The 21977-nt window shown below is 37.8% G+C and carries 31 protein-coding genes and 1 tRNA gene; 19 read left to right on the top strand and 13 right to left on the bottom strand.

Annotated features, from left to right (window positions below; genetic code table 11):
• The 6 genes from NZ519_03785 to NZ519_03760 all read right to left on the bottom strand — a co-directional run.
• Positions 1-188: hypothetical protein (locus tag NZ519_03785; GenBank protein MCS7027863.1), on the bottom strand; the 188-nt coding region annotated here is incomplete at its 3' end.
• Positions 189-210: 22 nt separating this feature from the next.
• The gene (locus NZ519_03780) at positions 211-1488 is read right to left on the bottom strand and encodes an adenylosuccinate synthase (protein ID MCS7027862.1); all 1278 of its coding nucleotides are present in this window, start codon (positions 1486-1488) and stop codon (positions 211-213) included.
• Entirely contained in the window at positions 1485-1895 is a 411-nt protein-coding gene (locus NZ519_03775) for an STAS domain-containing protein (protein ID MCS7027861.1), read from the bottom strand. Before NZ519_03775 ends, NZ519_03780 begins: the two co-directional genes overlap by 4 nt.
• 9 nt (positions 1896-1904) lie before the next feature.
• Complete coding sequence (locus NZ519_03770) at positions 1905-2759, bottom strand: hypothetical protein (protein MCS7027860.1); 855 nt, start codon at positions 2757-2759, stop codon at positions 1905-1907.
• A gap of 10 nt (positions 2760-2769) precedes the next feature.
• Positions 2770-3510 carry a superoxide dismutase gene (locus tag NZ519_03765; protein ID MCS7027859.1) on the bottom strand — a complete coding sequence of 247 codons (741 nt, stop codon included), beginning with the start codon at positions 3508-3510 and terminating at the stop codon, positions 2770-2772.
• A 75-nt stretch (positions 3511-3585) separates the two neighbouring features.
• Positions 3586-4542 carry a hypothetical protein gene (locus tag NZ519_03760; GenBank protein MCS7027858.1) on the bottom strand — a complete coding sequence of 319 codons (957 nt, stop codon included), beginning with the start codon at positions 4540-4542 and terminating at the stop codon, positions 3586-3588.
• 165 nt (positions 4543-4707) lie between these two features.
• On the opposite strand from NZ519_03760, the gene rplP reads away from it, so the two are divergent.
• The 16 genes from rplP (at position 4708) to infA (ending at position 12336) form a co-directional block, all read left to right on the top strand.
• Positions 4708-5142 (top strand): 50S ribosomal protein L16, encoded by a 435-nt coding sequence (gene rplP, locus NZ519_03755; GenBank protein MCS7027857.1) that lies wholly within the window; start codon positions 4708-4710, stop codon positions 5140-5142.
• A gap of 11 nt (positions 5143-5153) precedes the next feature.
• A complete protein-coding gene (gene rpmC / locus NZ519_03750; protein MCS7027856.1) occupies positions 5154-5339 on the top strand; it encodes a 50S ribosomal protein L29 in 186 nt (61 codons plus the stop codon).
• Positions 5340-5350: 11 nt separating this feature from the next.
• On the top strand, positions 5351-5629 hold the full coding sequence (rpsQ, locus tag NZ519_03745) for a 30S ribosomal protein S17 (GenBank protein MCS7027855.1): 279 nt from the start codon (positions 5351-5353) through the stop codon (positions 5627-5629).
• A gap of 37 nt (positions 5630-5666) precedes the next feature.
• Complete coding sequence (gene rplN / locus NZ519_03740; GenBank protein MCS7027854.1) at positions 5667-6035, top strand: 50S ribosomal protein L14; 369 nt, start codon at positions 5667-5669, stop codon at positions 6033-6035.
• A gap of 13 nt (positions 6036-6048) precedes the next feature.
• The gene (gene rplX, locus NZ519_03735) at positions 6049-6420 is read left to right on the top strand and encodes a 50S ribosomal protein L24 (GenBank protein MCS7027853.1); all 372 of its coding nucleotides are present in this window, start codon (positions 6049-6051) and stop codon (positions 6418-6420) included.
• A gap of 25 nt (positions 6421-6445) precedes the next feature.
• Positions 6446-7003, top strand: coding sequence for a 50S ribosomal protein L5 (gene rplE / locus NZ519_03730; GenBank protein ID MCS7027852.1), 558 nt, complete (start codon positions 6446-6448; stop codon positions 7001-7003).
• Between the two features lie 3 nt (positions 7004-7006).
• Complete coding sequence (gene rpsN, locus NZ519_03725; protein MCS7027851.1) at positions 7007-7294, top strand: 30S ribosomal protein S14; 288 nt, start codon at positions 7007-7009, stop codon at positions 7292-7294.
• A 15-nt stretch (positions 7295-7309) separates the two neighbouring features.
• On the top strand, positions 7310-7708 hold the full coding sequence (rpsH, locus tag NZ519_03720; protein ID MCS7027850.1) for a 30S ribosomal protein S8: 399 nt from the start codon (positions 7310-7312) through the stop codon (positions 7706-7708).
• Between the two features lie 14 nt (positions 7709-7722).
• Positions 7723-8286 carry a 50S ribosomal protein L6 gene (gene rplF / locus NZ519_03715; GenBank protein ID MCS7027849.1) on the top strand — a complete coding sequence of 188 codons (564 nt, stop codon included), beginning with the start codon at positions 7723-7725 and terminating at the stop codon, positions 8284-8286.
• A gap of 38 nt (positions 8287-8324) precedes the next feature.
• Positions 8325-8681, top strand: a complete 357-nt coding sequence (gene rplR / locus NZ519_03710) for a 50S ribosomal protein L18 (protein MCS7027848.1) — start codon at positions 8325-8327, stop codon at positions 8679-8681.
• 76 nt (positions 8682-8757) lie between these two features.
• On the top strand, positions 8758-9270 hold the full coding sequence (gene rpsE / locus NZ519_03705) for a 30S ribosomal protein S5 (protein ID MCS7027847.1): 513 nt from the start codon (positions 8758-8760) through the stop codon (positions 9268-9270).
• A 15-nt stretch (positions 9271-9285) separates the two neighbouring features.
• Positions 9286-9465: a 50S ribosomal protein L30 gene (gene rpmD, locus NZ519_03700; protein MCS7027846.1), complete on the top strand. Its 180-nt coding sequence runs from the start codon at positions 9286-9288 to the stop codon at positions 9463-9465.
• 6 nt (positions 9466-9471) lie between these two features.
• Positions 9472-9924 (top strand): 50S ribosomal protein L15, encoded by a 453-nt coding sequence (rplO, locus tag NZ519_03695; protein ID MCS7027845.1) that lies wholly within the window; start codon positions 9472-9474, stop codon positions 9922-9924.
• Between the two features lie 3 nt (positions 9925-9927).
• Positions 9928-11277, top strand: a complete 1350-nt coding sequence (secY, locus tag NZ519_03690) for a preprotein translocase subunit SecY (protein ID MCS7027844.1) — start codon at positions 9928-9930, stop codon at positions 11275-11277.
• A 23-nt stretch (positions 11278-11300) separates the two neighbouring features.
• Positions 11301-12125, top strand: a complete 825-nt coding sequence (map, locus tag NZ519_03685; protein ID MCS7027843.1) for a type I methionyl aminopeptidase — start codon at positions 11301-11303, stop codon at positions 12123-12125.
• Positions 12118-12336, top strand: a complete 219-nt coding sequence (infA, locus tag NZ519_03680) for a translation initiation factor IF-1 (GenBank protein ID MCS7027842.1) — start codon at positions 12118-12120, stop codon at positions 12334-12336. The genes map and infA overlap by 8 nt, the downstream gene beginning before the upstream one ends.
• 183 nt (positions 12337-12519) lie before the next feature.
• Here infA and NZ519_03675 read toward each other — a convergent pair whose 3' ends face one another.
• On the bottom strand, positions 12520-12696 hold the full coding sequence (locus NZ519_03675) for a hypothetical protein (protein MCS7027841.1): 177 nt from the start codon (positions 12694-12696) through the stop codon (positions 12520-12522).
• A 101-nt stretch (positions 12697-12797) separates the two neighbouring features.
• On the opposite strand from NZ519_03675, the gene NZ519_03670 reads away from it, so the two are divergent.
• On the top strand, positions 12798-15212 hold the full coding sequence (locus tag NZ519_03670; GenBank protein MCS7027840.1) for a TonB-dependent receptor: 2415 nt from the start codon (positions 12798-12800) through the stop codon (positions 15210-15212).
• Between the two features lie 13 nt (positions 15213-15225).
• Here the strand turns inward: NZ519_03670 and NZ519_03665 are convergent, their stop codons facing one another.
• Together NZ519_03665 and fabG are read right to left on the bottom strand one after the other, a co-directional pair.
• Positions 15226-15576, bottom strand: a complete 351-nt coding sequence (locus NZ519_03665) for a hypothetical protein (GenBank protein MCS7027839.1) — start codon at positions 15574-15576, stop codon at positions 15226-15228.
• A gap of 27 nt (positions 15577-15603) precedes the next feature.
• Positions 15604-16350 (bottom strand): 3-oxoacyl-[acyl-carrier-protein] reductase, encoded by a 747-nt coding sequence (gene fabG / locus NZ519_03660; GenBank protein MCS7027838.1) that lies wholly within the window; start codon positions 16348-16350, stop codon positions 15604-15606.
• A gap of 46 nt (positions 16351-16396) precedes the next feature.
• Between fabG and NZ519_03655 the strand changes: the two genes are divergently transcribed.
• Both NZ519_03655 and NZ519_03650 read left to right on the top strand, forming a co-directional pair.
• Entirely contained in the window at positions 16397-17068 is a 672-nt protein-coding gene (locus NZ519_03655) for a glycosyltransferase family 2 protein (GenBank protein ID MCS7027837.1), read from the top strand.
• Between the two features lie 262 nt (positions 17069-17330).
• Positions 17331-17921 carry a DUF4294 domain-containing protein gene (locus NZ519_03650; protein MCS7027836.1) on the top strand — a complete coding sequence of 197 codons (591 nt, stop codon included), beginning with the start codon at positions 17331-17333 and terminating at the stop codon, positions 17919-17921.
• A 57-nt stretch (positions 17922-17978) separates the two neighbouring features.
• On the opposite strand, the gene lon is transcribed toward NZ519_03650, so the two are convergent.
• The 4 genes from lon to NZ519_03630 form a co-directional block, all read right to left on the bottom strand.
• A complete protein-coding gene (gene lon / locus NZ519_03645) occupies positions 17979-20420 on the bottom strand; it encodes an endopeptidase La (protein MCS7027835.1) in 2442 nt (813 codons plus the stop codon).
• 83 nt (positions 20421-20503) lie between these two features.
• A complete protein-coding gene (locus NZ519_03640; protein MCS7027834.1) occupies positions 20504-20935 on the bottom strand; it encodes a hypothetical protein in 432 nt (143 codons plus the stop codon).
• Positions 20936-20973: 38 nt separating this feature from the next.
• Positions 20974-21045, bottom strand: a tRNA-Arg gene (locus tag NZ519_03635).
• A gap of 99 nt (positions 21046-21144) precedes the next feature.
• A complete protein-coding gene (locus NZ519_03630) occupies positions 21145-21777 on the bottom strand; it encodes a signal peptidase II (protein MCS7027833.1) in 633 nt (210 codons plus the stop codon).
• Positions 21778-21977 lie beyond the last annotated feature (200 nt).

Below are 21977 nucleotides of genomic sequence, written 5' to 3'. Positions count from 1 at the left end.
TTTTTTGAGTAATTGGATGTTTTCAATTTTTTTTGAAAGTTTGTTTTGATTTGATTGCGTGAGGCATGCGGAGGGTGGGCGTTAGCCCAGTGCGTAGCGAAGCGTAGCACCGAAGCGTGAGCGTAGCCCGAAGCACGCCGACCTTGCCCACACAAGCATAAGCGAAGTGTGGGCAAGGGCACGCCCAAAAAAATTAAATAATTAAAAAACTTATTTACACAAACACAAAAACTGGCTTCTATCTGGACCTAACGAAACATATCGTATAGGTACAGTCAAGTATCGGCTAATAGTGTCTATAAAGTGCGTAAAAGCAGTAGGAAGCTCATCTACACTTCTACACTGACTTATATCTTGCTTCCATCCAGGTACGGTAATGTATTGAGGGATAATTTTTTCTTGCAAATTGTAAGGTAAATAGTCTATTTGCTTACCTTGATACAAATAACCTACACATATCAAAATTTCATCTAAATCGGATAATACATCAGCCTTCGTTTGAATGAGTTGAGTAACGCCACTTAACATAATGGCATAGTTGAGAGCAGGAATGTCCAACCAGCCTGTACGGCGTTTTCTCCCTGTAGTAGAACCGTATTCATTTCCTTTTACGCGAATGCGTTCACCTATTTCATTATCTAATTCTGTGGGAAAAGGTCCACTGCCTACCCGCGTGCAATAAGCTTTGAATACACCATACACTTCATTTACGGTGCTTGGGGGAATGCCTAAGCCTGTACATGCCCCCGCAGCAGTAGTATTAGAGCTAGTTACATAAGGATATGAACCAAAATCAATGTCTAACAATGAACCTTGCGCACCCTCTGCTAATATCTTTTTGTTGCTCTGTATAGCTTGATTGAGATACAGGGCTGTGTCTTGTATATCAAATTGCCGAATGAACTCAACAGCTTCAAAAAATTTTTTATGATGCGCTTCTATGCCTTCAATAGAATGTTCGTACTGCTCCAAAATTTTGTAATGATAAGCGGTAATTGCATAGTATCGGTCTTTGAAATCGGATAAAAGAATATCCCCTACGCGTAACCCATTGCGCCCAATTTTATCCTGATAAGTAGGACTAATTCCCCTTAGAGTAGAACCTATTTTTTTCGTTCCTTTGGCTTGTTCGTATGCACTGTCCAAAGCCTTATGAGTAGGTAGAATTAAATGAGCTTTATCACTGATAATCAACCGTTTTTGAACAGGAATACCATCACTGACCAATTTTTCAATTTCCTGCTGCAAGGTTATCAGGTCTATAACTAGCCCATTTCCGATAACACAAGTAATGTTTTCATGAAAAATGCCCGAAGGAATTGTGTGTAAAACATACTTTTGATTATTAAAGACTATGGTATGCCCTGCGTTAGGTCCGCCTTGGAAGCGGGCAATAATGTCATAGTTCGGTGCGATAACATCTACTACCTTACCTTTACCTTCATCGCCCCATTGCAGCCCCAAAACAATATCTACGGATTTTTTCATTCGTTGAGTTTTTTGATTACCTCTTTGGTTGAGTTTTGGATATTAAACACAGTATCTAACTTTGTTATTTTGAATAGCTTATGAACTCTTTCGTTCATTTGGGTTAGGGTAAGTGTTCCTTGTGCTTTTTTAATTTTATCATTGACGTTGATTAAAACGCTTAGCCCTGCACTGTTAATGTGTTCTAACTGGTGCATGTCAATTACAAAATCTGTGTAACCATCTGCGAGATAATCGTTAACGGCATCAACTACAATTACGCCTTCGGTTTCACCTAAAAAACTTCCTATAAAGCTGAGTAAAACTACTTTGCCTTCTATTTCTTCTTGTAGTTCCATAGTTGTTTTATGAAACGGCTTGCAAAATACAATTTTTTGAAAGATTGAAGGTAGAATTTTTGTTAACAAGAAGCAGAATTATTTGGCTAATGTGGTAGTTTCTTTTATTTTTCGGTTAATTTCTAGACGAAGGGAAAGGTTTGGGGTAAAACCTAAGTAAGTGTGATAGCTCATGGCAAAATCTAGTCCAAAACCTTTGTGTGTAAAGCCTAGTCCTGCGTATAGCATGTCAGGATTCGTAGAAGCCCCAAGCCGAGCAGCAATTGTTTTGAAAAAAATATATTCTATTCCGCCCCGCCAGCGCGGTTGGAAGTTAACGTCTTTATCTATCATAAGTACAATCAAACACTGCTTATTGGGCTGATAAGCTACGCCTAAGCTGTATACAGTAGGTATCCGTTCCTTGAACTGTCTGCCAATACTGCTACGAGTAAGATTGTATACATCTGCGCCTAAGGTAAGTTTTTCAGATAAGCTGACCTGTGTGCCTACCTGGAACGTGTAAGCATACGCGCTACCATAATTTTCACCGATAGCTGTATTATGAATTTGAAAGCTTGCCCCTGCGTGATATCTTTCATAAAAGGTTCTAGCATAACCTATGCTTGCAGAGGTTTCCCTGTATAAATCAAAACCAAAAGTAGATGCCGTACCTATCAAAGCAGCTTTTTGCACAGGAATAGCATAAGCTAAGTGGGCGTACTGTAATTCTTGCAATAAAAACCTGCGTTCAAAACCTGCTGCGAAAGTATACCTATCTATCCCTGCAATTGCCGCAGGATTGTTGTAGCCTGCCCATATTTCTTTGCGAATAGCTGTGTTTGCTCCTGCTAAGCCAATTATTCTTGCTCCTGCTATACCTTTGTCATTGCTTGCTTGTACGAATATAGAAACACATACAAATAGCCAAATAAATAAAAATCGGTTTTGCATGTGTGGAGAATTAAAATTTTTTTGCTCTTTCTAATCTGCGCTCTACTACGTCCCAATTGATAATGTTAAAGAAGTTAGTTACATAGTCTTTACGTTTGTTACGATATTTGAGGTAGTATGCATGTTCCCATACATCAATACAAAGAAGAGGGATAGCTTGCATTTGAGATAAGTTTTGGTGTTTTTCTGCTTGCAATATAGCTAATTTTTTGCCAAAAGGCTGGTAGACCAAAATTCCCCAACCATTGGATTCTACGGCATTAGCTGCGGCAATAAAGTGAGCTTTGAATTTATCAAATGTACCGAAGTCCTTTTCTATGGCTTTGAGTAAATTACCTGAAGGCGTAGGTTTTGCGGTTTTTGTGGGGGCTAAACCAAACCAAAATAAGGTATGTAAAAAATGTCCTGCACCGTGAAAAGCAGCTTCTCTGCTCCAATGCTTTACTAAAGCAAAATCGTTACTCTCTCGGGCTTTTTTGAGCTCTTCTTCTGCTTTATTCAAACCATCTACATAAGCTTGATGGTGTTTAGTGTGATGAATTTCCATTGTTTCTGCGTCAATATTAGGTTCCATGTCTGTGTAAGCATAAGGGAGTTTTGGAAGAGTGAATTTACCTGAATCATCAATTACGGTGGGTTCATCTTCGGAAAGAATTTTGGCTTCTGCACTTTCTACGAAGGAGGTTAGTAGGGTTGTACCTACCACGGTGGCAATAGTACCTTTTTTTAGAAAGTCCCTGCGATTAGTCATAGCTGTACAAAGATAAATAAAAAACTATTTAAAGTACCAAGTCAAACTATGGGATAAGTTTTAGGCTAAAAAATTTTAATGTAGTAGAATTTCATGTTGAAGCTGCTCTAAGTCATAGTTTATAGTGTTGATTTCTTGAATGATAATTTTGAGCATTTCTACTCTAATCTCTAAATCCTCCGAGGTGTAGCCGCCTTTGTCTGATTTAAACAGGTTGATTTTTTGAGCATATTTTTTGCTACTTGGATTTTCAGGATAACCATATTTTTGCCATTCTTTCTGAATGAGTTCTAACTCTGTAATCAAGCTTTTATTCTCATCGTAATACGGTTTACTGAGAAAGTTCCAGACTACTGGTAGGTAAATTTTACTCTTTTCAGGTTTATTAAAAATGTCTTGTATGTGGTTTCTTGGGTGTTCTAAAAGTGTCTTTTTATTCATTATGAGAGTTCTTATGCTGTAATATGTGGCCAGTGCGACCATGACAGCTGTAAAAGTATTTTCACGAGCAGCTACAAAAGTATTTCCTTGTGAAATAATTCCCATTAAGTCCGTAAGACTACCTAAAAAAATGGAATACACCGTTAGTTGATTATTTTTCTTACTTACCCATTCTTGCAATGCTTTTTGGGCTTCCAGAGTACGATTTACTTCACAGTTCAATTCTGATAATACGCTAGAAATTTGTAATTGAGCTAAAGATATTCGTTGTTGAATTTTAGCATATATTTGATATAATTCCTCTTTTTGATTATTCTTTTCTGCGGTAGCAAACTCATACAAAAGTTCATACACATCTACGTCTTTTGCAATGTCTATCACATTTTGCGAAAAACGTTGTTTGATTACTGCTGAATATCCTGTGGTATCTGTGAAGGTTTTAGCAGATTTTTGAATTGAGTCTTGTTTAAAAGCAACGTTTGAAAAATAACAGTCTTGCACGGTAGCTTGTGTAACTAACAATCTTGGTGTGCAGGCTACGAAACACTGTAGAATTCCTAATACTATCAAAAAGAGATGTATTTTTTTCATAGTTGAACTTGAAAAAAGTTTTCAAAAGTAGTGTTTTTTCAAAGATTGTTTATGAATTTTAGGCACAAAAATTATAAACAACTTGACACAAGTAGACTTTTGCTGTAACTTTGCAGTCCCTTTTTGGATACCTTTTCAGAAGATAAAAAATAATGTAGACCAAAGATGTTACAGCCAAAAAGAACGAAATATCGGAAGCAGCATAAGATGCCCATCAAAGGAAATGCGACGAGAGGTACAAAAATTTCCTTTGGTAGCTTTGGGCTAAAGGCGTTAGAACCTGCGCGTATTACAGCACGTCAAATAGAAGCGGCACGTATTGCAATGACGCGTTACATGAAACGCGATGGAAAAGTATGGATATTGATATTTCCTGACAAGCCCATAACCGCTAAGCCCGCAGAAGTACGCATGGGTAAAGGTAAAGGTTCGTTAGACCATTGGGTTGCAGTAGTCAAACCAGGGCGAATCATGTTTGAGATAGATGGCGTTCCTACGGAAGTAGCTAAAGAAGCTTTTAGATTAGCTGCGGCAAAACTACCTATTAAAACCAAGTTTGTGGTAAGACCTGATTATGTAGAAGGAGGACAACAGCTATGAAAGTATCCGAAATGAGAGAAATGAAAATAGAAGAATTGCGCAGCAAAGTTGAAGAGCATAAACGTCTTCTTAATAAGATGAAAATTGACCACGCTCTTATGGGGATAGAAAAAACATCAGACTTTAAAAAGATACGCAAAGAAATCGCACAGATGCTCACTATTATCACTGAAAAAGAAAAAAGTCAATCGGCATAAAGATATAAATTATGGAAAATCAAGATAAACCTAAAATACAAAGAAACTCTAGAAAAGAACGTATCGGCAAAGTAGTAAGTATTGCGGGGAACAAGAGTATTGTTGTACTTACGGAACGGAGAGTAAGGCACCCTAAGTACGAAAAGACCGTAACGCGCTCCAAAAAGTTCATGGCACACGATGAAAACAATATTGCTGGAATTGGCGATACTGTCAAAATTATGGAAACACGCCCCCTTTCTCGCAGAAAAAGGTGGCGTTTGGTAGAAATCATAGAAAAAGCTAAGTAAGTAATAAAAAGCAAACTCTGATTAGAAAGGAGCATATATGATACAGCAAGAGTCTAGATTAGTTGTAGCAGACAACACAGGGGCAAAAGAAGTACTTTGTATTCGAGTATTAGGCGGTTCAAAAAGGCGCTATGCTTCTGTGGGAGATATCATAGTAGCTACGGTAAAAGACGCGCTACCCAATGGCACAGTGAAAATGCACGATATAGTTAAAGCAGTAGTAGTTCGGACTAAGCATCCTATTCGCCGTAAAGATGGCTCATATATTCGCTTTGATGATAACGCCGTAGTGATTATCAACAATCAAAAAGAGCCTCGCGGTACGCGAATTTTTGGTCCCGTAGCTCGTGAATTGAGAGAAAAAGAATTTTCACGGATTATTTCATTAGCGCCAGAAGTTTTATAGAAAGGAGAACGTCATGTCAAGAAGAAAATATAACAAACAAAATAAACTACATATTCGCAAAGGCGATACAGTCAAAGTATTAAGTGGTAGCTATGCTATCAAGGGTAAAATAGGCACTGTACTAGAAGTAGATCCTAAGCGCCAAAGGGCAATTGTAGATGGTCTGAATGTTAGATACAAGCATGTAAAACAAAGCCAAAAGTATCCGAATGGCGGAATTATAGAATTTAACGACTATATTCACATTTCTAAACTACAATTGATTGACCCTAAGACAGGAAAACCTACTCGTATAGGGCGCAAGCTGATTACCGATAAAAATGGAGTAGAAAGATACGTACGTTATGCAAAGAAAAGTGGGGAAATTATACCTGATAGAAAATAAAATAAGAAGGAAGGAGAATTAGCTTATGTATCAACCCAGACTAAAAAAAGAATACAGAGAGAGAGTAGTTCCTGCTTTGATGAAGCATTTTGGATATAAAAATCCAATGCAGGTTCCAAGATTGGAAAAAATTGTGCTAAATAGAGGGATAGGTGAAGCTACTTCGGATAAAAAGTTAATAGACGCTGCACTTGAGGAGTTTGCTAAAATTACAGGGCAAAAAGCAGTACCTACTCGCTCTAAAAAAGATATTTCTAATTTTAAGCTACGCAAAAACATTCCTATTGGATGCAAAGTTACACTTCGTGGAGATAGAATGTACGAATTTTTAGATCGTTTGATTACGATAGCTTTACCTCGTGTGAGAGATTTCAAAGGAATAGATGAAAAAGGTTTTGATGGCCGAGGAAACTATACGTTAGGAATTAAAGAGCAGATTATTTTTCCTGAAATTAACGTGGATAAAATTAGCAAAATTGCAGGTATGGACATTACTTTTGTAACCTCTGCTAAAAAAGATGAGGAAGCTTTTCAATTACTAAAAGAATTAGGTTTACCTTTCAAAAGCATGGCAAAGGAGTAGACTATGGCAAAAGAGAGCATAAAAGCGCGTGAGCGTAAAAGAGAAAGAATGGTAGCTAAGTATGCTGCACGCAGAGCTGCTTTAAAAGAGCGTGTCAGAAAAGGGGATGTAGAAGCTGCGATTGCATTAGCTAAACTTCCCCGAAATGCATCTCCTGTTCGTTTGAGAAACCGGTGTAAGCTCACGGGGCGCCCTCGCGGGTATCTTCGCAGATTTGGCTTATGCAGAAATATGTTTCGTGAGCTAGCTTTGAATGGTAAAATCCCTGGAGTAACAAAAGCAAGTTGGTAGAAAATCAAATCATATATGAGCACAGATAAAATTGCAGACTTATTAACTCGTATTCGGAATGCCGTCATGGCAGGTCATCGCTTTGTGGAAGTTCCTTCCTCAAAGCTAAAAGTAGCAATTGTTAAGGTACTAAAAGAAAATGGTTATATTCTCAACTATAAGGTAGTAGAAAATAAACCACAAAATATTTTGAAAATAGCACTTCGTTATCATCCCCAAACGAAAGTTCCTGCTATTCATGCAATAGTACGTGTAAGTAAGCCTGGACTAAGAAAGTACTCTTCGGTCAAGGACTTACCTCGTATTCTCAATGGTATGGGTATAGCCATACTTTCTACGCCCAAAGGAATCATCACTGACAAACAAGCTCGCGAACTTAATGTAGGGGGTGAAGTATTGTGTTATGTTTATTAAAAAATTGAAAAACTATGTCACGTATAGGTAAAAGACCTATTTCTATTCCACAAGGGGTAGAAGTAATAGTTAGCCCTTCAAATGAAGTTACCGTAAAAGGCAGCAAAGGGACTTTATCCGCGAAAATTGATGCGGATATGAAAGTAATAGTGGAAAATAGGGAGGTGAGAGTAGAACGCCCAACAGATCAAAAACGTCATAAAGCACTACATGGTTTAAGTAGGGTGTTGATTGCCAATATGATTGAAGGGGTATCTAAGGGGTTTGAAAAGCAAATGGAGCTCGTTGGCGTAGGCTACAAGGCAGAAGCAAAAGATGGAGTATTAGAGCTAAGTTTAGGCTACTCTCACTCAATATTTTTTGCTCTACCGCCTGAGGTAAGCGTACAAACTGTTTCAGAAAAAGGTAAGAATCCAATTATTATACTCAGGAGTATTGATAAACAGTTGCTAGGTCATGTAGCAGCTAAAATACGCTCGTTCCGCAAACCTGAGCCTTACAAAGGAAAAGGTATCAAGTTTGTCGGAGAAGTATTGCGTAGAAAAGCAGGTAAATCTGCAGGCAAAGGAGGAAAATAATAAAGCAATCTATTTTATCGGAATTAACTTAAAAAAGTATGGCTACAAGTAGAGAGAAACGCAGGGAAAGAATAAAAAAAAGCATCAAAAAGCGCAGAATCGTGAGTGCAGAGCGCCCACGGCTGTCTGTATTTCGGAGTAATGCGGAAATTTATGCACAAATTATTGATGATACAAAAGGTAGAACTTTAGTGGCTGCTTGCTCTTTAGAGAAGGATATAAGAGAGCAAAAAATCACCAAAACGGAAAAAAGTAAGTTAGTTGGCAAACGCATTGCCGAACGTGCAAAGGAAAAAGGTATTACAAAGGTTTGGTTTGATAGAGGAGGCTTCTTATACCATGGTAGAGTTAAAGCCTTAGCCGAAGCAGCGCGTGAAGGTGGATTAGAATTTTAGCTTCAACAGAAAAAATAGTAATTTTGCAATTTCAACTATGACAACAGAAAAAGCATACGAAAAAATAGGTAAATACATATCGGAGGTTAAAAAACCCAAGGCTAGCGAAATAGAGCTGAAAGAACGTTTAGTGCATGTAGGTCGTGTAGCAAAAGTAGTTAAAGGCGGGCGTAGATTTAGTTTTAGTGCTATTGTAGTGGTAGGTGATGGGAATGGTACTGTGGGACATGGTTTAGGTAAAGCTTCGGAAGTTACTAATGCTATTACCAAAGGTACAGAAGATGCAAAGAAAAATTTAATAAGGGTCAACATTGTTGGAAACACAATTCCACACGAAGTAATCGCCAAACACAGTGCTACACGTGTTTTACTTCGCCCTGCTGCACCAGGAACAGGCGTAATTGCAGGAGGAGCTATGCGTGCAGTATTAGAAAGTGTAGGTGTTAAAGATGTGCTATGTAAGGTACTAGGCTCATCCAACCCACACAATGTAGTCAAAGCAACTATCAAAGCGTTGCAAATGCTTAGAGATGTTAATACGATAGCAGAGCAGAGAGGTATAAGTCCTTCAAAAGTATTGAAAGGATAAAATTGGAATAATGTTATGGTAAAAGTAAGAGTTACACAAGTAAGAAGTACAATTGGAGCTAGCTCAAAACAAGAGCGCAGCTTGCTTGCCTTAGGCATTAAAAAAAGAGGGCAATCCAAAGAAGTTGAGCTTACTCCTCAAATAGAAGGAATTATTAGAAAAGTATCTCATTTAGTAAAGGTAGAAAAAATATAATGGGTTATGAAGCTACACACGTTAAAATTTGCAAAAGGTTCAGTCAAGTCGCGTAAGCGTATCGCACGCGGACCAGGAAGTGGCTTAGGAAATACAGCAGGTCGTGGACATAAAGGTGCAAAATCTCGTTCGGGATATTCCCAAAAACGGGGTTTTGAGGGCGGACAAATGCCTTTGCAACGCCGTATTCCAAAATACGGATTTAAAAATCCATTCCGTAAAGAATACTCCCCAGTGAACTTGGACGTATTGCAAAAACTGATTGATGAAAATCCAGGTATCACAGTCATTGATAAGGAGTTCCTTATCCAGAAAGGTGTAATTTCTAAACGATCTGCTCTAGTCAAGATTCTAGGGCGTGGCGAACTTAAATCTAAAATTGAAGTAAGAGCAGAAGCTTTTAGTCAATCTGCTAAGGAAGCTATTGAAAAGTTAGGTGGTACTGCTACCCAAGTTTAATATATGAAGCGTTTAATTACAACCATTCAGAATATATTTAAGATAGAAGAGTTAAAAAAACGAATCCTATACACGCTAGGGTTATTACTTATCTATCGTTTGGGTTCGTTTATTGTTTTACCAGGGATTGATCCTGTTTTGTTAGAAGCAGGAGTCAAAAGTGCAGGGCAAAAAGAGGGTATCTTAGGTCTATTAGACCTTTTCGTAGGAGGTTCTTTCTTCAAAGCCTCCGTTTTTGCGTTGGGAATTATGCCCTACATTTCTGCATCTATTATTATGCAGTTGGTAGGAGTAGCTATTCCTCATATTCAAAAGTTACAGCGAGAGGAAGATGGGCGAAAAAAAATTAACCAATACACGCGTTATCTTACTGTTCTTGTAACATTTTTACAATCCGCAGGATATGTAGTTAATTTGAGGAGTATAGCAGGTAACGCAATTATCATTTCAGATGGATTATTCTGGATATCTACCGTAATTTGCCTAACATCAGGAACAATTTTAGTAATGTACTTGGGAGAGCGAATCACTGAAAAGGGAATTGGAAATGGAGCATCTTTAATCATTGCAATAGGTATTATATCTCGGCTACCTTCTGCTTTATTCCAAGAATTCCTATCTCGCAAAGAAGATAACTTACTGATTGTGTTCTTATTAGAATTGGCTGCACTCTTTGGGGTTATAATGGCTGTTATTCTTTTAACACAAGGTACACGCAAAATATCTGTACAATATGCTAAACGAATTATCGGTAACAAAATGTACGGCGGCAACCGTCAATATATACCTCTAAAAATTGCCACAGCAGGCGTTATGCCCATTATATTTGCCCAATCTATTATCTACATTCCCGCCACTATTGCACAATTCTTCCCTGAAACGGCTTCTACTTCATCAATACTAAGGGCTTTATCTGACCCTACTGCGTTTTTATACAACTTTTTATTGGCTTTACTAATTGTTGTGTTCACTTATTTTTACACTGCTATTATCATCAACCCTATCCAAATGGCCGATGACATGAAACGCAACGGGGGATTTATTCCAGGTGTTAAACCAGGTAAAGCCACAGCAGAATACATAGATGCTATTTTAACTCGGATTACTTTACCAGGTTCGTTGTTTTTAGCCGCTATTGCTATATTACCTGCTTTTGCCCGTATGGGTGGCGTACAAGCACAGTTTGCTGACTTTTACGGAGGTACTTCCATTTTGATTGTGATAGGCGTAGTTTTAGACACTTTACAACAGATAGAAAGCTATCTCATAATGAAGAAATACGACGGCTTAATGCAGTCAGGTAGGTTGAAGGGGCGCCAAGAGAGAGGAATTATGGTAACTTCTCAAATTTAAGTTGATAGCGAAAAAGTAAGTTTATGCTAAGAAGAGATGAAAAACCTATTGTAAAAACGAGTGAGCAGATAGAGAAAATTAGAAAAAGTTGCCAGCTTGTAAGTGCAGCTATTGCGGAAGTAGGAAGACATATTCGCCCAGGTGTATCTACGCTTTATTTAGACAAAATAGCAGAGACTTTTATTCGGGATCACGGTGGAATTCCTATTTTCAAAGGCTATACCTTTGACAAAGATACCCCGCCTTTTCCTGGAAGTATATGCGCTTCTATCAATGAAGTAGTAGTACATGGAATTCCGTCTGCGAAGACTATTCTCAAAGAGGGGGATATTATATCCATAGATTGCGGAGTTGTATTAGATGGGTACGTAGGGGACTCCGCTTATACATTTGGCGTAGGTGAAATTAGCGCAGAGAAAGAAAAGCTTTTACGAGTTACAAAGGAAGCTCTAAACCGTGCCATCGCCCAAGTAAAAGTAGGAAATAGATTAGGTGATTTAGGCTATGCCGTGCAAAGCTACGTAGAAAGCTTTGGCTTTTCTGTTGTACGAGATATGGTAGGGCATGGTGTAGGAATTAGGTTACACGAACCACCTGATGTTCCTAACTATGGCAAAAAAGGACATGGCAAAAAGTTCCAAGCAAACTGGGTTCTAGCTATAGAACCTATGGTTAACGTTGGTGGGTATAAAATTGAAATTGCCGAAGATAAATGGACGGTTATTACCGCAGACCGAAAACCCTCCGCACAATTTGAGCATACAGTAGCTATTTTTGAGGACCGTACAGAAATTTTAACTACTTTTGCAGAAATAGAACAACTAACTAACGTAACAATTTATGGCTAAACAAGAAGCAATTGTACAAGATGGAACAGTTATAGAAGCTCTACCTAACGCCATGTTTAGGGTAGAACTTCAAAACAACTTGGTCATTTTGGCTACAATATCTGGAAAGATGCGGTTGCATTATATCAAAATTCTTCCTGGCGATAAAGTAAAAGTAGAGATCTCCCCATACGACCTCACTCGCGGTAGAATTATTTTCAGGTATAAGTAAGGGTTACTTTTGCTTCATTCCTAAAATCAATACTGAGAGCGTAGGTAAGTTCATTGTATTTTTAGGTTTCTGTGATTGCATTTTTTGCGAATTGTTGCTCTTACAAAAATAAGTCTTAATTTCTTTTGGGTTAGGCGGTTTAATAGAATGAGCTACAAAAAGTGCACGCGGCACTTTTTATTTTTAGTTTTTTAGCCGATTATATACAAAAACAAAAACCACGTGCGTTGATTTGAATAAAATGCGTGAGGCATGCGGAGGGCGTGCGTCAGCACGGTGCGCAGCGAAGCGAAGCACCGAAGCGATAGCGTAGCCCGTAGCACGCCGACCTTGTGGGCATGAGCGCAGCGAAACGCCCACAAGGGCACGCCCAAAAAAATATAATCAATTCGCACACTCTTAAAATATCTTATTTAGACTTTGTCTAAATAAGATTAGTTTGTGTATATTTGCACGTAAGTATGTGCATCAAAAAAGAGATTTTTTGGCTGGCTTTATTGTGCTTGACTAAAATAAGCTGGTGCCAAAAAATAACTTTATCAGGTAGAATTATTACAGAAAACAATGAAAAAATAGAACAAGGATACGTTCTATTAAAAAATTCTGCTTACCAAACTGAAACAGACATACAAGGGAATTACAAAATTACTAACATACCGCCAGGTAGATACACAGTTGTAGCCTTCGCCCTAGGTAAAAGTGTGTTAGAACAAGAAATCTACTTACAAAAAGATACAATAGTCTACTTTACTTTGAAAAATCTTGAAAATGAATACGATGCAATTACTATTCAAGCAGAAAGAGAAAAAAGCTTTGGCTTGCAACGGATGAAAAGCGTAGAAAATTTCGGTATCTACGAAGGAAAGAAAACCGAAGTGATTGTTTTGGATGATATATACGCAAATCTATCCACTAATAATCCTCGCCAAGTGTATGCGCGCATCACAGGTCTGAATGTATGGGAAAGTGATCAAGCAGGCTTACAACTCGGCATCGGCGGTAGAGGATTAAGTCCTAACCGAACGGCTAACTTTAATGTAAGACAAAACGGCTACGATATATCCGCTGATGCCTTAGGCTATCCTGAAGCTTATTACACTCCCCCCACAGAAGCATTGGAACGAATAGAAATCATCCGCGGTGCTGCATCCTTACAGTACGGTACACAATTCGGTGGTATGTTAAACTTCCGTTTCAAACAACCTGAAAAAGAAAAAAAGCTTTTAGCCACACTGCGCCAATCCGCAGGTTCTTGGGGCTTTTGGAATAGTTTTAGCAGTTTCTCGGGCACTATACAAAAATTTAGCTACTACACTTACTATCAATTCAAACGCTCCGATGGATACAGACCTAATTCAACTTTCTATTCGCACAATGCTTTTGCTTCATTAAACTACCAACTCTGTACACGCCTGTCTTTCAATCTTGAACTTACCAAAATGTTTTACCTTGCCCAACAGCCAGGGGGCTTAACCGATAGAGCTTTTCAAATCAATCCTCGTCAATCTTTCAGGGAACGAAATTGGTTTAGTATAGATTGGAATTTAGCTTCTTTTAATGCTACGTACAAAATAAATCAAAACACTCAAATAAATGTCCGTAATTTTGGTCTGTTTGCTAACCGAAAAGCCGTAGGGAACTTGGAAAGAATTAACATGATAGATTTTGGTAAGGAACGAACTGTAATTGAAGGAATATTCAAAAATATCGGCAACGAAACACGGCTTTTACATAACTATACTCTATTACAACAAAAACATACTTTCTTAATAGGGGCACGTATGTACAGGGGAAGTACAAAATCTAAACAAGGACTAGGCACAGCAGGCAAAGATCCTAACTTTACATACTTAAATCCTGATAACTTGGAGAATTCAGACTATATTTTTCCGAGCAACAATATTGCAATTTTTGTAGAAAATATCTTTAACATCAGTTCCAAATTAAGCATTACCCCAGGTTTGAGATGGGAATATATTCACACGCTTGCCCAAGGTTATTACAAACTGTACGTTAAAGATGGTGCAGGTAACATTTTAGTAGAGCAAAAAATTTATGAAAAAACGGAACGAAAGAGAAATTTTATGTTAGCAGGCTTGGGATTGAGTTACAAAGCAAGTACTGTGGCAGAATTTTATGCTAATGTCTCACAGAATTATAGGGCTATCAACTTCTCTGACCTGCGAATTAACAATCCAAACTTGAAAGTTGATCCGAACATCCGTGATGAAAAAGGCTATACAGCGGATATAGGGATAAGGGGAAGCAAAAATAACTTTTTCTTTTACGAACTAACCTTGTTTTACTTATACTACCAAGGTAAAATTGGGCAAGTGCTACGTACAGATACTATTTTGTTCAATGATTATCGTCTTCGTACAAATGTGGCTAATGCCGTTAATAAAGGCGTGGAAGCCTTCGCAGAATTGAACATATTACAACTGTTTAATATTCAAACTTGGCAGTGCAACATTTTTACTAATTTTTCTTTTGTAGATGCGCGGTATGTAGGTACGCAAGACAAAAGTATCCAAAACAAAAAAGTGGAAATGGTACCGCCCGTAGTTGTTCGCTTAGGAAATACTCTACGATACAAGGAAATAGGTGCAAGTTTACAATATGCTTACACTGCGCAGCACTTTTCTGATGCTACTAACGCCATTCGTACTGCTACAGCCGTAGAAGGACTTATTCCCGCCTATACAGTAGTGGATGTATCTCTCTTTTATCAGTGGAAATGTTTGCGTGCCGAATTCAGTATTAACAACTTGCTGAACGCATCTTACTTTACTCGCAGAGCAGATGCTTATCCAGGACCAGGAATTATACCTGCTGATGGGCGTGCTTTTTATGTAACCGTTCAACTTACTTTCTGACCGTTAATCAAGTTTAGAAATCTATGCTTTTCAGATAGGCAATAATGTGCTGTTTGAGTAGAACTTCTTGCTCCTTGTAAGAAAGCTTAGGTAAAGCTTGTTTAGCTTCATAAACAGGAAAATTAAACTCATCTTTACCCTGTAGTACAAAATATCCTGATTGAGCTAAAACAGTGCAGATTCCTATGTCTATCAAGCGGGTTTTGAGTTCTTTATCTAATTCTACCTTTCCCCAACCCATTTCCCTGATACCAATCAAAAGCAGCACTCCTTCTAATGAAAGCTCTTGGGAAAAATGTGCGTTAAGCTTTTTTTGCCATTCTTGCCATTCTTTTTCTATTTGGAATTGGTCAAGGTAATTCATTATCAAATAAAAATAGACTTTTTTAAACTAGCTGACCATACCCCCATCTACGCATATTACTTGTGCAGTAATGTATTTAGCCATATCTGATGCTAAAAATACAGCGCAGTCGGCAATTTCTTCAGGTTCAGCAGGTCTAGCTAGAGGGATCATTTTCAACATTTGGTCTAACACATTTTGGGGCAAATGTTCGGTCATTTCAGTTTTTACCCACCCTGGGGCAATTACATTACAGCGGATATTTCTTGAAGCTAATTCTTTTGCCACCGATTTAGAAAAACCAATAATACCTGCTTTTGAAGCCGCGTAATTAGCTTGTCCTGCGTTGCCCATAATTCCAATTACAGAGCTAATGTTAATAATTACACCCTCTTTTTGTTTAATCATGGGCTTAATGGCAGCTTTGGTAAAATTAAAAACGGATTTGAGGTTAGTATCTAAAACCTCATCCCAATCGCTTTCTTTCATACGCATTAACAAAGTATCGCGAGTAATTCCTGCGTTATTTACTAAAATATCCAATTTTCCAAACTTTTGTAAGGTTTCTTCTACTACTTTTTCTGCCATTGCTGTGTTTGTGGCATCGGATTGAAAAGATAAAGCCTGAACGCCCATAGCTTGTACTTCTTGTACTAAACTTTCCGCATGTTGTACAGAACTGCGGTAGGTAAATACCACGTGAGCGCCCTGTGCCGCAAATTTGAGTACAATTGCCCTGCCTATTCCCCTTGTACCTCCTGTAATGAGGGCAACTTTATCCTGCAATAATTTCATAACAAATGCAAACATAACAAAAAACTTTACTACTTTTGGCTTATTTATGATACAAGGGCAGTCCATAGCGGTAATTATACCATGCTACAATGAAGAAGAGGGTTTAGAAAAAGTTCTCAATAGTATTCCTAAAAGCGTGGATACAATTATCGTTGTGGATAACAATTCTACCGATGCCACAGCAATTATTGCCAAAAACTGTGGTGCGACTGTATTCAAAGAAACACAACAGGGATATGGATATGCTTACAAAAGGGGATTTTCTGTGGTACAAACAGATATTATTGTTACTTTGGATGGGGATGGCACTTATCCTACCGATGAAATTGAACGATTAGTGCATATTTTACAGAACGAACAACTAGAATTTATTTCTGCTTGCCGCTTTCCTCTTTCTAATCCCAAAAGTATGGATTTGATTAGCAAATTGGGCAATTGGATACTTTCAACAGTTACTAAAATTTTATTCGGTAGCAAGATTAAAGACTCGCAGTCAGGAATGTGGGTGTTTTATAGGCATGTATTGAACAAGATTCGTTTAGAAAGCAACGGCATGGCGCTAAGTGAAGAGATAAAAATAGAGTGTCTCAAAAGAAAAATTCGTTTCAAAGAAGTACATATTCCTTACTATGAGCGGTACGGAAAGAAGAAAATTAAGAAATTTGAAGATGGGGTTAAAAATTTGCTTTTTTTATTCAAGTTAAAGCTGCGCCGCTGAATGTAGAATTAAGGTCTAAAAAGATAATTTGATTTTTTTGGGCGTGCCCCTTGCTGCGCAAGGGTCGGGGCATTCCGCACTGCGCTTCGCTTCGGTGCTTCGCTGCGCTACGCACTGCCTAACGGCATGCTCCATGCCCCTCACGCATTAGCTAACTAAAATTCTACTTTCATCTCAACACTTTGTAAATTTGGCTTAACTTTTGTCCAAATGTATCGTAAATTAAAGAATTATGTTAAAACGCCTTCTTTGCATTGCTCTATTGGCACACTTCTCTTATGCTGTTGCCCAAACTTATGTGGAGCGAGATGGAGAAGGTTTCATAGTACCCAAAGATGAAGAGGGTATGCCTACAATTACATATCCTACTATTTTTGTGGTAGGTTCAACAAAAAAAAGAATCTCTGACAGAGAAGCAGCCATAGAGTTTTCTCGTTTAAGATACAATGTGATAAAACTTTTACCGTATGCTAATGAAGCAGCACGCAGAATGGCTATTATAGAAGCCGACTTAGCAAAAATTACAGACAAAAAAGAACGTAAAAAGTACATTGAAAGAGAAGAGAAACGTCTTTTTGGAGAGTTTCAAGAGGACATAGAAAATTTAAGTATCAATCAAGGTAGAATCTTGATTAAACTTATTCACCGCCAAACCAAGCACCGAGCTTATGATATCATCAAAGAAATGAAAGGTAGCCCTACGGCTTTATTTTGGCAAGGTGTATCAAGAATCTTTGGCACAAACTTAAAATTAGAATATGACCCTGAACAGGAAGCAGCCATAGAAGCTATCATAGAATCTTTGGGCGATGCTAAGTACTACTGCATTCAAAAAACTCCTAAAAAAAGTTAGAGAAGTTCAGCAGGAATTTTTTTATACCTGCTGAACAGTTAGATAATTGACCTGATCTTATACTTTTTTGCTTTGTGGGGCAGGTATAACAATTTTCTTTAAGGCAAGCTCAATAGCTTGCATCATGGTTTCTACGTAATGAAAGGTCAAACCTTCAAGGTAATGTGGTGCAATTTCTTCTACATCGCGCTTGTTTTTATGGCAGAGAATAATTTCTTTAATTCCTGCCCGCTTAGCTGCAAGAATTTTTTCTTTAATTCCCCCAACGGGTAAAACTTTACCACGCAAAGTAATTTCTCCTGTCATAGCTACGTATGGGCGTGCAGTACGCTTAGTAAAAGCAGAAACCAAAGCACAAAGCATTGTAATTCCTGCTGAAGGCCCATCCTTGGGTACAGCCCCTTCAGGAACGTGTATATGGATATCATAGTTGGTAAAGTCCTCATGAGGGATTTTCAACTCTTCTGCGTGGGTACGTATGTAAGCCAAAGCCACATTTGCTGATTCTTTCATTACTTCGCCTAATTGCCCAGTTATAGAGAGTTTTCCTGTACCTTTACTTAACGAAACTTCAACAAACAAAATGTCGCCCCCTACAGGTGTCCAAGCTAAACCGACCATTACGCCAGGTATATCTACTTCGTAGTATAAATCATTTTCAAAACGAGGTTGTCCTAAAGCTTTAATTACGTCTTCTTCGGTTAGTTTCGCATGTATTTTTTCACCTGCGGCAATATGTTTAGCTACATACCTACACATAGCACCTATTAAGCGATTAAGCGTGCGTACACCTGATTCCCTAGTGTGATGTTCAATAATATACGCTATCAATTCATCAGAAAGTTTAATTTGAGATTTTTTTAGCCCATTTTCTTTAATTTGGCGAGGAAGTAAATGATTTTGCGCAATTTGAATTTTTTCCTCTAATGTGTAGCCATTGATCTCAATAACTTCCATTCTATCGCGCAAAGCAGGCTGAATACTATCCAAAGAGTTAGCAGTAGCAATAAATAGCACTTTGGATAGGTCATAATCTAATTCTACATAGTTATCGTTAAAACTATGGTTTTGTTCAGGGTCTAAAACCTCTAAAAGAGCTGAAGAAGGATCGCCCCGAAATGAGTTGTTAATTTTATCTATCTCATCTAAAATAAATACAGGATTACTACTTTGCGCTTTTTTGATATTTTGTAAAATGCGCCCTGGCATAGCACCAATATAAGTGCGCCTATGTCCGCGAATTTCAGCTTCATCATGTAATCCCCCTAATGACATTCGTACAAACTTTCTACCTAAGGCTTTGGCTATAGATGCCCCTAACGAAGTTTTTCCTACTCCGGGCGGACCATACAAGCACAAAATTGGTGCTTTCATATCAGATTTAAGCTTGAGCACAGCTAAATATTCTAAAATACGCTCTTTTACCTTTTCTAATCCAAAATGGTCTTTATCTAATATTAGCCGAGCTTGTTTGAGATTGAATTTATCCTTAGTGTATTCATTCCAAGGAAGTTCTAAAAGAGTGTCAATATAATTTTGTACTACCGTGTAATCAGGAGAAGCAGGGTTCATACGCGAAAGTTTATTGAGCTCTTTCTCAAATACCTCTTGGACTTTTGCACTCCATTTTTTCTTTTTGCCGCGCTCTCGAAGTTTTTCAATTTCCTCTTCAGCAAAATTTTCTCCTAACTCTTCTTGAATAGTCTTAAGTTGTTGGCGTAGATAAAAATCTCTCTGATGCTGTTCTATATCCCCTTGAACTTTGGTATGAATTTCATTAGCAACTTTTAATACCTCTAATTCTTTAGTTAAAAAAACTAACAAAATTTTCGCTCGTTCAGCCAAGTTGTTGGTTTCTAACATTTTCTGCTTATCCTCAACAGGAATGGACAAAACGTTTGCAATGATGTGTGTCAATACAGATAAGTGCTGAATCTGTGCAATAAACCGCTCAGCTTCACGAGGAATATTCGGTGAAAGTTGAATAATTTGATGTGCAGTTTCTTTGATATTAATCATCAAAGCCGCTGCTTCTTTTTCTTCTACAGGATCATCTTTGAGCAAAACGCATTTTGCCTTGAAATAAGGTTCATCAGCAGTAAACTCCTCAATCTTAAATCTATGTACCCCTTTTATTATAATGGTAGTACTTCCATTGGGAAGACGTAAAACTCTGACAATTTTAGATAATGTTCCAACAGTATGCAAATGCTCATAACCTGGATTTTCTACATCGCTTTTCTGAGAAACCACACCAATCCAAGACTTATTCTTCTCAACATCTCTAACTAAACGTAATGATTTTTCTCTACCTACGGTAATTGGTAGAGTAACGTTAGGCATAAGTACAGTGTTGCGTAGAGGTAAAATAGGAATTTCGTCAGGTATTACTGACATTTTTTCTGATTCCTCTTCATGAAAAATTGTATCTGAAAAAAAGGATTCTAGCGGATCTTGCTCATTTACAAATACTAAAAAAGGAAACATATCTATAGCCATAGTCCAATACCAATAAACAATCTCCTATAAGGTATAAATTCAAAAATAATGCAAATGTAAAAAGTAGGTTAGATTGATGTTGATTAAGGCAGGCGGTTAAGACTATCTAATGACTTAAAAAATTTTGCCCTATCTTCGGCATTTAACTTTTCAAGCTCTTCAGTAATTTTTTTATTGTACGCTGACATGACTTGCGTCATATCTACACCGAGCAAATGTGCTTGTGGATCGTTGCTTTGAGAAGCTTCCTGCATCACTTCTTTATTTTTTCTACGTGCTTCGGCTAAATCCTGTATCAAAAGTCGCCAGTTCCCATCGTAAGTAGCTCGAGGCATATAGTGTTGTAAAGATATCTGGGACTGTTGAATTAAAGGAATACGATTTAGACCGCGCTCCACGCTATCTCTATGCGTAAGTTGAGTTTGATTCTGCGCTTGTTTCTTAACTTGACAGCAAAAAAAACAAGGCACGAGCAGCCCTGTCATCAAATATGTCCAAAAGTTGTTACTTATCATGTTTTTTGTATAAGAGTAAGACAGAATTTCTGTGTTTGTAGCACCAGCAAGACTCGAACTTGCATCGAAGGCTCCGGAAACCTTTGTTCTATCCATTGAACTATGGTGCCAACCGCAAAGTTACATACTTTTCGATAAAAATCAAAAAAAATACTGCCGAACGCAGAATTATTCTATAACATTAACCAAAAATATATCTATAAAGCTGATTAACAAGCATCAGAGTTTAGTGGAATGTCAGAATTATCATTCATTTGAGCGTTTGTAGATTCATCCTTTTTTCTTATACCTAAAAACCGTTTTTGAAAAACCAGAATAGTTACCACTCCTACTGAAATAGCTAAGTCTGCAAAATTGAATATGGGCCACAACGAAATGTACATACCTCCTATTTCACCGTGCCATATATCAAAATAAAACATGTCCACTACTTCGCCGAACATGTATTCGCGCTTGCCATCGGGAACTATACCTCTATTGTCAAACCAAACGTCATAGAACACACGATCAATAATGTTACCGATAGCTCCGCCAAGAATGCATGCCACACTTATAGCTAAACCTTTTGGCTTATTATTTTTTATTGAATATAGCAAAAAATAAACAATTCCTGCTACAGCTAATATAGAAAATAAGGATAATAAAAGTTTGCCTATACCTGTTCCAAAGCTCATCCCAAAAGCCATTCCAGGGTTTTCTATAAAGTGTAGCTTAAAGAAATTACCTATTATTTTTCTTTCCTCTCCGATGTCAAAATGTGTTTTGATGTACACTTTTATAGATTGATCTATTATGATGATACTCAAAGCTAATAGCAGGTAAGGAAGCAGCTTTTTTCGCATTACGAGCAATCAAATTATTGACAAAAATAGAATACTTTCCACAAACTACAAAAGTATAGTCTTTGACTAAAGACAAATTCTGACGCAAAACGCAAAGTGCAAGAAATTAAATTTTATTTTAACTTTTTGGGCGTGCCCTTGTGGGCGTTTCGCTTGCGCTCATGCCCACAAGGTCGGCGTGCTACGGGCTACGCTATCGC

Source organism: Bacteroidia bacterium, from assembly GCA_025056095.1.
Classification (GTDB): Bacteria; Bacteroidota; Bacteroidia; order JANWVE01; family JANWVE01; genus JANWVE01.
The sequence above is the reverse complement of the archived record's forward strand: the minus strand, read 5'-3'. Positions and strand labels throughout refer to the sequence as shown.